At 63.0% G+C, this 12,072-nt stretch carries 12 protein-coding genes; 9 read left to right on the top strand and 3 right to left on the bottom strand.

Going from position 1 to position 12,072, the window contains the following annotated elements; genetic code table 11:
- The first annotated feature begins 16 nt into the window (after positions 1-16).
- Genes QM596_RS16995 through nagB form a run of 6 tightly spaced genes read left to right on the top strand, consistent with a single transcriptional unit; the run spans position 17 to position 5,242 of the window.
- Complete coding sequence (locus QM596_RS16995) at positions 17-946, top strand: dihydrodipicolinate synthase family protein (RefSeq protein ID WP_283309513.1); 930 nt, start codon at positions 17-19, stop codon at positions 944-946.
- A gap of 1 nt (position 947) precedes the next feature.
- The gene (locus QM596_RS16990; RefSeq protein WP_279217661.1) at positions 948-1,877 is read left to right on the top strand and encodes an ROK family protein; all 930 of its coding nucleotides are present in this window, start codon (positions 948-950) and stop codon (positions 1,875-1,877) included.
- Positions 1,874-2,581: an N-acetylmannosamine-6-phosphate 2-epimerase gene (locus QM596_RS16985; RefSeq protein WP_283309509.1), complete on the top strand. Its 708-nt coding sequence runs from the start codon at positions 1,874-1,876 to the stop codon at positions 2,579-2,581. The genes QM596_RS16990 and QM596_RS16985 overlap by 4 nt, the downstream gene beginning before the upstream one ends.
- A complete protein-coding gene (locus QM596_RS16980) occupies positions 2,578-3,270 on the top strand; it encodes an SGNH/GDSL hydrolase family protein (RefSeq protein ID WP_020968499.1) in 693 nt (230 codons plus the stop codon). Before QM596_RS16985 ends, QM596_RS16980 begins: the two co-directional genes overlap by 4 nt.
- On the top strand, positions 3,267-4,451 hold the full coding sequence (locus QM596_RS16975; RefSeq protein ID WP_283309507.1) for an N-acetylglucosamine-6-phosphate deacetylase: 1,185 nt from the start codon (positions 3,267-3,269) through the stop codon (positions 4,449-4,451). Before QM596_RS16980 ends, QM596_RS16975 begins: the two co-directional genes overlap by 4 nt.
- A gap of 11 nt (positions 4,452-4,462) precedes the next feature.
- Entirely contained in the window at positions 4,463-5,242 is a 780-nt protein-coding gene (nagB, locus tag QM596_RS16970; protein WP_279163102.1) for a glucosamine-6-phosphate deaminase, read from the top strand.
- A 9-nt stretch (positions 5,243-5,251) separates the two neighbouring features.
- Here nagB and QM596_RS16965 read toward each other — a convergent pair whose 3' ends face one another.
- From QM596_RS16965 to QM596_RS16955, 3 genes are all read right to left on the bottom strand, one after another.
- Entirely contained in the window at positions 5,252-6,883 is a 1,632-nt protein-coding gene (locus QM596_RS16965; protein WP_283309506.1) for a long-chain-fatty-acid--CoA ligase, read from the bottom strand.
- A 61-nt stretch (positions 6,884-6,944) separates the two neighbouring features.
- Entirely contained in the window at positions 6,945-8,066 is a 1,122-nt protein-coding gene (locus tag QM596_RS16960; RefSeq protein WP_020968503.1) for an acyl-CoA dehydrogenase family protein, read from the bottom strand.
- A 12-nt stretch (positions 8,067-8,078) separates the two neighbouring features.
- The gene (locus QM596_RS16955; protein WP_003945878.1) at positions 8,079-9,260 is read right to left on the bottom strand and encodes an acyl-CoA dehydrogenase family protein; all 1,182 of its coding nucleotides are present in this window, start codon (positions 9,258-9,260) and stop codon (positions 8,079-8,081) included.
- A gap of 265 nt (positions 9,261-9,525) precedes the next feature.
- On the opposite strand from QM596_RS16955, the gene QM596_RS16950 reads away from it, so the two are divergent.
- The 3 genes from QM596_RS16950 to QM596_RS16940 all read left to right on the top strand — a co-directional run bounded on the left by QM596_RS16950 (position 9,526) and on the right by QM596_RS16940 (position 12,011).
- Complete coding sequence (locus QM596_RS16950; protein ID WP_007734330.1) at positions 9,526-9,717, top strand: ferredoxin; 192 nt, start codon at positions 9,526-9,528, stop codon at positions 9,715-9,717.
- 109 nt (positions 9,718-9,826) lie between these two features.
- Complete coding sequence (locus tag QM596_RS16945; RefSeq protein WP_007734334.1) at positions 9,827-10,744, top strand: 3-oxoacyl-ACP reductase; 918 nt, start codon at positions 9,827-9,829, stop codon at positions 10,742-10,744.
- Positions 10,745-11,246: 502 nt separating this feature from the next.
- A complete protein-coding gene (locus tag QM596_RS16940) occupies positions 11,247-12,011 on the top strand; it encodes an MlaE family ABC transporter permease (RefSeq protein WP_003945687.1) in 765 nt (254 codons plus the stop codon).
- The last annotated feature ends 61 nt before the right edge of the window (positions 12,012-12,072 follow it).

The raw sequence follows: 12,072 nt of genomic DNA, 5'->3' as shown, positions 1-12,072 counted from the left end.
AACATATGGAGACCTCATGAGCACGGAAACCACCACCTTCAGCGGAATCGTCCCGCCGATCGTCACACCACTGACGCTCGAGGGCGAGGTCGACACCACGTCGCTCGAACGCCTGCTCTCACTGCAGATCGAAGCCGGAGTCGACGGCTTGTTCGTCCTCGGTTCCTCGGGTGAGGTCGGTTACCTCACCGACGCTCAGCGCGCCCAGGTGGTGCAGACGGCCATCGGTCACGTCGGCGGCCAGGTACCGGTCCTCGTCGGAGTGAACGACATGACCACCAACCGGGTCATCGCCGTCGCCGAGCAGGCGCGCGAAGCGGGTGCGGATGCCATCGTCGCGACGGCGCCGTTCTACGCGATCACCGACGCAGCCGAGACGGCAACGCATTTCCGCTCCATCCACGCTGCAGTGGATCTTCCGTTGTTCGCCTACGACGTCCCGGTTCGTGTCCACAGCAAGCTCAGCGCGGCAATGCTGGTCGAGCTCGGTCGCGAGGGAGTCATCGCCGGCGTGAAGGATTCGAGCGGCGACGACGTCAGTTTCCGTATGTTGCTCCGTCAGTCGGCCGGGCTCGAAAACTTCGCCGTCTTCACCGGGCACGAGGTAGTCGTCGACGGATGCCTGCTGATGGGTGCTTCGGGCGCTGTGCCCGGCCTGGCCAACGTGGACCCCCACGGTTACGTGCGACTGTGGCGCGCTGCGCAGGCAGGAGACTGGGCGGCGGCGAAGGCCGAGCAGGATCGACTCACCGATCTGTTCTCCATCGTCGAGGCACCGACACCGGGTCGCGTCAGTGCCGGTGCCGCGGGTCTGGGCGCATTCAAGACGGCTCTGGCCCTGCGCGGCGTCATCACCGGCAACACGATGTGCGCCCCGATGCTCTCGCTCGACGAGTCCGAGACCGCAACGATCAAGGTCGTTCTGGAACAGGCCGGGCTCCTCTGACATGACATCTGGGCAGAAGCGATGGATCGGCATCGACATCGGCGGCACCAAAGTGGCTGCCGCGGTGGTGACGTCCGACGGAGACGTGATCGACACCGTTCGTGCGGCAACACCGACGGCCGGTAGGGAGGCTGTTCTCGAGACCGCCACCGCGTTGGTCGACCGTTTGAGGGCGGATCACACGGTAGCCGGAATCGGAGTCGGTGCACCGGGAATCATCGATCGGGTGCGTGGCCGCGTCGTCTTCGCCTCCGACATTCTGTCCGGATGGAGTGGCGCCGAGGTTCGCGGGGAACTCGAGGCGCACTCGGGTCTACCGGTGACGGTGGACAACGACGTGCGCGCGATGGCCCACGGCGAGAACATGATCGGCGCCGGTCGCGGTCGAAGCTCTGCACTGTTCGTCTCGATCGGTACTGGAATCGGTGGCGCGTTGACCGTGGGCGGACAGCTGTATCACGGCGCCCACGGAACAGCCGGCGAGCTCGCGCATCTGCTGGTTCCGGTCTCCGGGGCGATAGGTTGCGGTTGCGGTAGAACCGATCACCTCGAGGCAGTCGCCTCTGGCCCGGCGATGGCGGCCGAGTACGCAGCGCGGGCGGGTGTGCCCACTCAACCGTTGCAGAAGGTGGTGGCACTCATGCGCTCCGGCGACCCGATCGCCCGTGCCGTGGTCACCGACGCCGGTACTCTGCTCGGCCGAGTCCTGGCCGGCGTCGCCACCGCATTCGATCCCGAGGTGATCGTCATCGGCGGCGGCGCAGCCCAGATCGGAGCCGACCTCTTGTCGCCGCTGACGTCCGCTTTCCGGGTGGAAGCGATGGGTCCCATTGCCGAAACCGCCATTCTTCCTGCCCGTTTGGGCACCGATGCGCCGCTCGTCGGAGCTGCGCTCCTGGCCGCCGCAACACGAATCGAGGTAACACCGTGACTGTCGAAGAACTGCTCACGATCATCAGCGGGAAGCTGATCGTGTCCTGTCAGGCCGGACACGGCCATGCCTTGCGCGACACCGGGACCATCGAGAGGATGGCCCGCGCCGCGGTCGACGGCGGTGCAGTGGCGATCCGCTGCGGCGGTGTGGGCGGAACCCCGGATGTCGCCGCAGTCGTGTCGGCAGTGAAGGTACCGGTGATCGGTTTGACGAAGATCGGCTCGGAGGGCGTGTTCATCACGCCGACAAGGGAATCAGCCCTCGAAGTCGTGGATTCGGGTGCGCAGATCGTGGCTGTCGACGCCACGCTGCGACCTCGTCCGGACGGGTTGACCTTTGCCGACACCGTCGACGCGGTCCATGATCGCGGCGGCCTCGTCATGGCCGACTGCGGAACCCTCGAGGACGGCATCGCTGCCGCCGCGGCGGGCGCCGACATCATCTCCAGCACACTGGCGGGATATACGGAGAGCAGCCGACATCTGGCAGGTCCGGACCTGGAGCTGATCTCGGAACTGCGGCAGGCACTTCCAGATGTAGTCCTCATCGCCGAGGGGCGATACCACAGCCCGGAGGATGCGGCACGCGCCATCGCCCTGGGTGCGGACTCGGTGGTTGTGGGAACCGCAATCACGGATCCGGCGTTCATCACGTCGAAATTTGCAGCCGCAGTATCGGGCGCCGAAAGGCAGAGGGTGTGACCCCGACGTCGAAGGCTTTGAAGTCCAAGACTGCTGAACGGATTCGACTGGAGACTTTGCTCGTAGACTCGTCGACGCCGATCCGGTGGGTCTTCACCGGCGACAGCATCACTCAGGGATTGACGCACACCGACGGTCATCGAAGTTACGTCGAACACTGCGCCGAGCGCGTCCGTGGTGAACTTTCCTTGTTCAACCACGTCCTTGTCAACACCGGGGTGAGCGGCAATCGATCCTCCGATGTGCGTGCAGGTTTCGCACACCGCATCGAAGTGTTCGAACCCTCGGTGGTGTTGATCATGCTCGGTACGAATGACGCATTGAATGGCGAAGAAGGACTGGAGCGGTTTCGAGACGACCTCTCGGACATGATTTTCCGGACGCGAGCGATCGGTGCGGTGCCGATCCTGCAGACGCCGCCACCGATCGACGTCGAGAATGCGCCCACCAGAGCGGGATTGCTTCAGTACGTCGAGGTCGTGCGACAGGTTGCCGCCTCGACGCGTGTGGTGTTCGTCGACCACTACGCTCAGTGGACGGCCCATTCTCCCGAGGGCCCACCGCCGGCTCTCCTGGCTGACGCGTTCCATCCGAACGAACAAGGGCACTACGTGCTCGCGGACGCCGTGCTCCGTGAGTTGTCGATCGCGGATACCGAAGTTCCCGTTGTACCGCAGGTGATGTCGTGATACTTCGTGGACAAATTCTGCGTGGACAATTGGTGACCGGTGGTCGATTGCTGTCGGACGGGGTTGTCGAGATCGCCGGTGATCGTGTGGTGTGGGCCGGACCCGCGTCGCAGCGAACCGACCCGTTACCCGAACGGGCAGCTGCGGGAACAACGATCATTCCGGGTTTGGTGGACGTTCACTGCCACGGCGCCGGCGGATTCGGTTTCCCCGAGGCAGACGAGTTCGGATCAACCGTGGCTGCCGATCACCATCGGACGAACGGCACGACCTCGGTGATCGGCTCGCTCGTCTCCGCGCCGCCGCAGATCCTGCGCAGTCGCATCGAGCTCCTGGCAGGACTGGTGGACGAGGGCACGCTGGCCGGAATTCACCTGGAAGGTCCATTCCTTTCGGTACTTCGTTGTGGCGCCCAGGATCCCGACAGCATTCTCGACGGCGACCCGGCTCTGCTCGAGTCGCTGCTCGAAGCCGGCCGTGGGCACATTCGCTCGATGACGATCGCTCCGGAGACAGCACACTTCGACGAACTTGCCTCATTGCTGGAGCGTCACGGTGCCGTCGTGAGTATCGGACACACCGATGCGTCCAACCCGATTGCGACACGTTCGATCGCACACTCGGCGCATGCACCGCTCAGTGCCACTCACCTGTTCAACGGTATGGCTCCGATGCATCACCGTGCTCCCGGCGCAGTGGCGGCATGTCTTGCCGCGGCGGCGAAAGGACAGATGGTGGTCGAGTTGGTCGGGGACGGAGTACATCTGGCCGACGAGACGGTAGCGATGGTGTTCGATCTTGTCGGTCCGCATCAGATCGCGTTGGTCTCCGACGCGATGGCTGCCGCCGGAATGCCCGACGGCCGTTACCCACTCGGGCCTCTCGACGTCGACGTGGTCGATGGCGTGGCGCGATTGGCCGGCCAGGGGGAAACGGCCATTGCCGGCGGGACGAGTCGGTTGATGGACATAGTCCGCCGGGCGGTCAATCACGCCGGCGTCGATCTGCTTTCGGCTGTCATCGCGGCGACGGCAACGCCTGCTTCGCTGATGGGGCTGGCCGGAATGGTCGGCGACCTCTTGCCGGGTTGCCGCGCCGATCTGATCGTCACCGGTCCAGAACTCGAAACCCGCGCCGTCATGGCCGCTGGGAACTGGCTCATGAACAACACCGAAAGCTGAGGAATCAACCGATGGAAATTGTCATTGTCGACAGTGCGGAGGCGGCCGGCACCGTTGTTGCCGACATCTTCGAACACGCGGTGCATTCAGGTGCACGGACTTTGGGCCTGGCGACAGGATCTTCACCGCTCTCTGTGTACCGCGAACTCGCGCGCCGTCACCGCGAGGACGGGTTGAGTTTTGCCGGCGTGCAGGCGTTCCTGTTGGACGAATACGTCGGCCTGCCGGAAGGGCACCCGGAGTCGTATGCCCAGGTGATCCGCACCGAACTGGTGAATCACCTGGACCTGGACGCGGCAAGGGTATTCAGCCCCGACGGCACCGCGCCGGATCCATTTGCCGCCGCGGCAGCCTACGACCGGGCGATTGCGTCGAATGGTCCGGTGGACGTACAACTACTGGGCATCGGCGGCAACGGTCACATCGGTTTCAACGAACCGACGTCCTCGCTGAATTCGAGGACCCGGGTCAAGACGCTGACGGAACAGACTCGAACCGACAACGCCCGATTCTTCGAGAGTCCGGACGACGTACCACGGCATGTGATCACCCAGGGCCTCGGAACTATCTGCGAAGCAAAGCATCTGGTGATGATCGCGACCGGCGAGCACAAGGCCGCTGCGATTGCCGCTGCCGTCGAGGGGCCGCTGGCCGCGGTGTGCCCGGCATCGGTCCTCCAACTACATCCACATGCGACGGTGGTGATCGACGATGCAGCGGCATCACAGCTTCGGCTCACCGAGTTCTACAAAACGGTGTCTGCGCACAAACCGCTTGCTCAGCGCTACTGAGATATCGGACTAGACGGGCTCTCGCGTCTTCTCGAGGCCGAGTGCCATTTCGGGAGTGAGTAATTGGAAGTCGGATTCTCCGCGCCGGCGGATCCACACCGGATCGGATGTGTTCCATCGTTCGGCGCTCTGCGTTCGAGTGACCACCTTGAACGTCGCCGTTCTAGGGAACTCACTGCACACGCGGATCAAGGTCGGCTTCTGCTTCGGCCCGAGTTCCGGCCGGGAATCGATGTATTCGGCTACGGCTGCCGGGTCGAAGTTGTCGACGTCGCCGACCGGAATCACCGACGCCATGACGCGGTCGCCGACATCGCTGTCGGGGACTGCGTACACGGACACCTGCGCGAAGCCCGGGTAACCGACGAGCGAGCGTTCGATGGGTGCGGCGCCGATGTTCTCGCCGTCCACTCGTAGCCAACCGGAACTGCGTCCCGCGAAGTAGACGTAGCCGTCGACGTCGGTGTACGCCAGATCGCCGCTCCAGTACTGGCCGTTGCGCATTCGCTCGGCGTCGGCTTCCGGGTTCTTGTAGTACCCGGCGAATGTGCCTGGGCCGGTGACGTTGACCAGTTCACCGGTTGCCTCGTCGGCATTGGTGATCCGGCCGTCGGCGTCGAAGACTGCAGGCGGGCATGGGGCTCCGGTCTCGGGATCGAGGATCTTGACTCCGTCCGGGAGAAGTCCGAGGGCGCCGGTCCTCGGCACCGGCGCCGCGGAAATCGAAATGCCGCCCTCGGTGGAACCGAACCCGTCGATGACGCGGGCATCGAAGCGCCGGATGAAGGTGGCGACGGCGGGCGCCGAACCCTCGTTGCCGTACATGATCTTCAAGGTGTTGTCCCGCTCGTTCGGCACCTCGGGGGTGGAAGCGATGAAGGACAACGGCTTTCCGACGTAGTTGGAGTACGTGATTCCGTACTTGTGAACGTCGGGCAGAAAGCCCGAAGCGGAGAACTTGCGGCGCATGGCAATTCCCGCACGAGCGTGCAGCGCGACCGTCCACGCCGCCATCATGGCGTTGGAATGGAACATGGGCATCGCCATGTAGACGACGTCGTCGGCGCCGAGCCCGAAACGATCGGCAAGCATGACTCCGGGAGAGGCCAACTTGTGGTGCGTGCACCGAACCGCTTTGGGATCACCGCTTGTTCCGGAAGTGAAAATGAGCATCAACAGATCGTCGGGCTGCGCCGTCGACGCGTAGGCCGGTGTATCGGCGAAGGGCGCCAACAATTGCGTCCAGGCCGGAGAATCCACGTTGATCACCCGGACGTCACCGAGATCGACGTCGTCGAGTAGATGTGCCTGGTTGTTCTCGGTGAAGATGACCTGACAGTCGGAGAGTTGGATGTCTCGCGCCAATGCCGGGCCGCGCCTGGTCGTGTTCAGTCCGGCAGCAACCGAACCCGAGAACGATGCTGCGCCGAGCAATAGTGAGAATTCGGGGACGTTCTCCATCAGAAGACCGAAATGCCGGGGGCGCGTTCGATCGAGCAGCGTGTCCAGCAGCGCTGCTCGATCGAACGCGCCTTGAATGTGCTCGCGCCAGGTGATGACCTGGTCCTCGAAACGGATACCGCGGTCGTCGATCTCGCTGACTCCGAGGAGCAGATCGGAAACAGTGGGGCTCTGACTCATAGCTGCATCATCATCGATTCGTCTCGGACCAGGTCATGGATTTCCACTCGGTGGGACGCACTCAGGCAGGAACTGCGGCAAGTTCCTTGCCCAGAGCGCGAAGCTGATCTGTTGCGTTGCCGAGCAGGAACTCGTGATGCTTGGCCGCGAGGAAGTAGCGGTGAACCGGATGGTCCTCGTCCAGACCAACACCGCCGTGAACGTGAACAGCGGTGTGCCCGACGCGGTGTCCCGCATCTGCAGCCCAGAACTTGGCCGTCTGCACGGCCCCGTCGGACGGAAGTCCTTCGCTCAGACGCCACGCTGCGGCCCAGAGAGTCAGGCGAACGCCCTTGACATCGATGTATCCGTCGGCGAGGCGCTGGGCCACGGCCTGGAAACTACCGATCGGACGGCCGAACTGCACACGCTCGGTGGCGTATTCGGCGGTCAGCTTCAGCGCTTGATCGAGCACCCCGTACTGGTAGGCGCTGGAACCGAGCTGAATTCGTTCGACGATCCACGCCGCGATGTCGGATCCTTGGGCAACCGAGCCGAGAACACGATCGGCCGGGATCTGCACCGAATCGAACTCGACCAGGGCCGCACTCGAGAAATCCGTGGTCGATTGCCTGGTAATGCTCACGCCCGCGTCCGACGGTTCGACGAGGAAGACCGCGACACCGTCCTCGGTGATGGCGGGGACGAGGAACAGATCTGCGAGCGGAGCACTGTCGACGGTGATCTTTGCTCCGTCGATGCGCCAACCATCGGCGGTCTTCTCGGCACGCGTGATCGGGTGCGCCGGGTCGTCGTTGTATTCCTCGGCGAGGGCCGCGGTGAGTATCTTCTCACCGGCAGCGGCAGCGCTTGCCCAGTCGTCGCGCTGCTTGTCCGAGCCGAATTCGGCTATCGCTGCGGCGGACCCGACGATGGACGTCAGGAACGGAACAGCTGCGACGCCGCGGCCGAGTTCGGCCAGGATGCTGCACTGCTCGAGGACACCGAATCCGTCGCCGCCCACCGATTCCGGAAGGGCCGCACCGAGAACGCCGGCCGAAGCCAGAGCGTTCCACAAGAGGGCGTCGAAACGGTCTTCGGCGGCGTCGAGTTCACGAAGGCGGTCGTTGGTGACCAGTTCGGTGACGACGGATCGTGTCAGTCCGGACAGGTCCTGCTGGGCCTCGGTAAGGGTGAATTCCATGATCGTTGGTCCTTATCGCTTCGATGCGGGAAGCCGCAGAGCTGTCATGCCGATGATGTCGCGTTGCACTTCGTTGGTACCGCCGCCGAACGTCAGGATCAGCGAAGAACGATGCATGCGTTCGATGCGTCCGCGTAGAAGAGCGCCGGGGGAGTTCTGCCTGATCGTGGCGGAGGATCCGAGGATCTCCATCAGCAAGCGGTAAGCCTCGGTGGCGAATTCGGTACCGAACACCTTGTTGGCCGACGCCGCTTCGGGACCTGGAGCGTGATCGGTTGCGGAGGCGATTTCCCAGTTCATCAACTTCAGGTACTCGGCCTTGGCATGCACGCGAGCCAGATTGATCTGCACCCATTCCTGGTCGATCATGCGTCGGCCGTCGGGCAGCTTGGTGTTCTGTGCCCACTCGCGGACCTCACGCTGCGCGGTCAGAATCGGTCCGGCCGAGGTGAGGGCAACACGCTCGTGGTTGAGCTGATTGGTGATCAGTGCCCAGCCGCCGTGTTCCTGGCCGACTATCGACGACGCCGGGACCCGTACGTCCTGGTAGTAAGTGGCGCTGGTGTCGGGGCCGGCCATGGTGTGAACCGGGGTGTAGGAGAAGCCTTCTGCGGTGGTCGGGACGATCAGCATGCTGATTCCCTTGTGCTTCTTGGCTTCCGGATCGGTGCGGCACGCCAACCACACGTAGTCGGCGTACTGGATCAGGCTCGTCCACATCTTCTGCCCGTTGATGACGTAATCGTCACCGTCACGGACGGCCGACGTGCGTAGAGACGCCAGGTCGGTGCCGGCCTCGGGCTCGGAGTAACCGATCGCGAAGTGGAGCTCACCGCGGGAGATCTTGGGCAGGAAGAAGGCCTTCTGCTCGTCCGTCCCGAAATGCATGATTGTCGGCGCTACGGAATTGATCGTCAGGAACGGCACGGGCGCACCGGCAATGGCAGCTTCGTCGGTGAAGATCAGCTGGTCCATCGCGGAGCGTTCCTGTCCGCCGTACTCTTTCGGCCAACCCAGCGTGAGCCAGCCGTCCTGGCCCATCTGCGCGACGACTTCGCGGTACACATTGCCTTCGCCGTACTCACCCGTCGTAGCAGCGAGTGCTTCACGCCGCTCGGGAGTCATCAGTTGTGCGAAGTAGGCACGCAACTCCTCCTGGAGCTGTTGCTGCTCAGGGGTGTAGGTGATGTGCATGGTTACCTCTCCATAGAGATACGAATCAAAGCGCCAACCATTCGATTGACACAGGTTCTATCGATGCGTACATCGGCGACAAGGGACGCTCTCGCCGTCTCCGGCGGATCGTTCGACGTCCGTTCTCGGTACTTTTTCGAATCATTGCACACGACTGAAACAGGTTCTAGTGTTATCGCCAGGAACGGTGTGCGGCACAGCCCTGCGGCACTCGTTTCGTATCCGTGTTCGCGCCAGTAGTAGTGAGTAGAGAAGAGGAATCGCCATGGAGGTCAGGGTTGATCTGGACCGTTGCGAGGCAAACGGTGTGTGCGTAGGGATCGCACCCGATATTTTCGACCTCGACGACAACGAGGAGCTCGTGATCAGTTCCGTGCGTCCGCCGGAGGATCGCTGGGAAGATGTCCGTTCCGCGATCGCTCAGTGCCCGCGTGCGGCGCTGACCGAACATCCGTGACGATGGTTGCCCAAAACAAGAACACGTTCTAAAGTTGCGAACTCGTGGGTCACGGCAATCGAGCCGGGTAACTCGACACACGACCGCAGAGAACCGGGAGAGCGCTTCGATGAATGCTGTGAACAGCCCAGAAACCAGTCTCGAAGGCAAGGTCGCCATCGTGACCGGTGCCGGATCGGGGCTCGGAAAGTTCGAGGCCATCGGTCTGGCGAAGGCCGGTGCGTCGTTGGTCGTCAACGATCTGGCCCCGAACGAGGCCGTCGAAGCAACGCTCGAGGAGATCCGCGGTCTCGGCGCCAAAGTCGAATTCGTGGCAGGCAACGTCGGTGAGCGTTCTACCGCCGACGCACTGATGGAAGCAGCGCAGGGGCAGTTCGGCAGTGTCGATATTGTCGTCAACAATGCCGGCGTCGTGCGCGACCGGATGCTGTTCAACATGTCCGACGAAGACTGGGATCTGGTACTCGAAGTTCATCTTCGCGGCCATTTCCTCCTGTGCCGCAACGCCGCTGCCTACTGGCGGGCGAAATCCAAGGAAGCCGGGGCGCCGGTGTACGGGCGCATCGTCAACACTTCTTCGGAGGCGGGCCTTCTCGGACCGGAAGGGCAGCCCAACTACGGCGCTGCAAAAGCCGGAATCACGGCGCTGACGTTGTCGGCCGCACGTGGGCTCTCGCGCTACGGCGTTCGGGCCAACGCGATCTGCCCGCGGGCACGGACGTCGATGACCGAAGGTGTGTTCGGTGACGCGCCGGCCGACGGCATCGATCCGCTCTCGCCCGAGCATGTGGCATCGCTCGTCTCGTACCTGGCGTCACCGGCGGCCGACGCCGTCAACGGTCAGGTATTCGTGGTGTACGGACCGATGGTTGCGCTGATGGCGGCGCCCGTCGTCGAGCAGCGGTTCGACGCCGAGGGAGATTCCTGGTCGCCGGAAACGCTGTCCGCGGTGATGGGTGACTACTTCGCTGACCGTGACCCGGCAAAGATGTTCTCGGCATCGGCGGCCCTGCGCGCGTTGGGCTGATCGACGGGTCTGATTCTCAGGTGCGCGACACGTAGAACCGTTGTTCACACTTAGACGGTCTACGTGTCCACTTCCTGGTAGAAATAGCGTGTTCACGAGTCGGTGGGCGCGGCACTCTGCCTGCGTTCTACAACGAGACCAACGGTCTCGAAAAAACTAGACTGTGTTCCAATTTTGCATTCCTGTGAACGATGCGATATTCGATCGACGTGCCCGGTCAAGGCTGGCGCGGTAGCAGGGTCTCGATCCGGCGCCGATAAGCGCTGATCATTCAAAAGTATTAATTTCCAGGATATTTCGGCGAAATTCGCACCGAAAAGGGATGCTTCCCATGGCCCGAACCTTCGGGTTTCGGATCGTCGCCGTGAGGCTACTTCTTAGAGTTGGACACTTGTTTTTGACAGGTGAACACGTTCTAGTTAATATGACCTGAGTCACAAGCTGTCGGGGGCTGGACTATGAGAACAGACAGTACTGCGGCAACCAAGGACGAGGAGGGCGAATGGTAGACCTCGTCGAGGTGCCATTACGAGCGGTCGGTGGCTTCTTTCAGATGTCCGCCCAAACCTTGAGGGCAGTCTTCTCCCGCCCCTTCCAGCGTCAAGAGTTCATCGATCAGGCCTGGTTCGTGGCGCGAGTCTCGATGGTGCCGACGGTGCTGGTCGCAATCCCGTTCACGGTGCTGGTCAGCTTCACCATCAACATTCTCTTGCGCGAGATCGGTGCAGCCGACCTCAGCGGTGCCGGCGCTGCGCTCGGTACCGTCACACAGGTCGGCCCCATCGTCACCGTGCTGATCGTCGCCGGCGCCGGCGCAACCGCCATCTGCGCGGACCTCTCGGCCAGAACCATTCGCGAAGAGATCGACGCCATGAAGGTGCTCGGTATCAATCCGATCCACCGGTTGGTCGTTCCCCGGGTGCTCGCGTCGACGGGAGTGGCGCTGCTCCTCAACGGACTGGTCTGCACCATCGGCATCCTCGGCGGTTTCGTCTTCTCCGTGTTCATCCAGGACGTGAATCCCGGCGCCTTCGTCAACGGCATCACACTGCTCACCGGATTCGGTGAGCTCATGCTCTCCATGGTCAAAGCAGGACTGTTCGGCATGATCGCCGGCCTGGTTGCGGCCTACCTCGGACTCAACGTCAAGGGCGGCGCCAAGAGCGTCGGTGACGCGGTCAACCAGACCGTCGTGTTCGCGTTCATGGCGCTCTTCGTCGTCAACGTGCTCATCACGACCATCGGTATCAAGTTGACGGCCGGATGAGGCACACGGCAGTCGGAGAGATCGAAGTGAACAGAACGACGAACGACGGACGGGAGGAGAT

Source organism: Rhodococcus sp. IEGM 1406, from assembly GCF_030056745.1.
Lineage (GTDB): Bacteria > Actinomycetota > Actinomycetes > Mycobacteriales > Mycobacteriaceae > Rhodococcus_F > Rhodococcus_F erythropolis.
This window is presented reverse-complemented; position numbering and strand designations above follow the sequence as displayed.

Coding starts and splice junctions, on each gene's coding strand:
- QM596_RS16995 (WP_283309513.1), top strand. CDS start 17: ATGAGCACGGAAACCACCACCTTCAGCGGAATCGTCCCGCCGATCGTC.
- QM596_RS16990 (WP_279217661.1), top strand. CDS start 948: ATGACATCTGGGCAGAAGCGATGGATCGGCATCGACATCGGCGGCACC.
- nagB (WP_279163102.1), top strand. CDS start 4,463: ATGGAAATTGTCATTGTCGACAGTGCGGAGGCGGCCGGCACCGTTGTT.
- QM596_RS16965 (WP_283309506.1), bottom strand. CDS start 6,883: ATGAGTCAGAGCCCCACTGTTTCCGATCTGCTCCTCGGAGTCAGCGAG.
- QM596_RS16960 (WP_020968503.1), bottom strand. CDS start 8,066: ATGGAATTCACCCTTACCGAGGCCCAGCAGGACCTGTCCGGACTGACA.
- QM596_RS16955 (WP_003945878.1), bottom strand. CDS start 9,260: ATGCACATCACCTACACCCCTGAGCAGCAACAGCTCCAGGAGGAGTTG.
- QM596_RS16950 (WP_007734330.1), top strand. CDS start 9,526: ATGGAGGTCAGGGTTGATCTGGACCGTTGCGAGGCAAACGGTGTGTGC.
- QM596_RS16945 (WP_007734334.1), top strand. CDS start 9,827: ATGAATGCTGTGAACAGCCCAGAAACCAGTCTCGAAGGCAAGGTCGCC.
- QM596_RS16940 (WP_003945687.1), top strand. CDS start 11,247: ATGGTAGACCTCGTCGAGGTGCCATTACGAGCGGTCGGTGGCTTCTTT.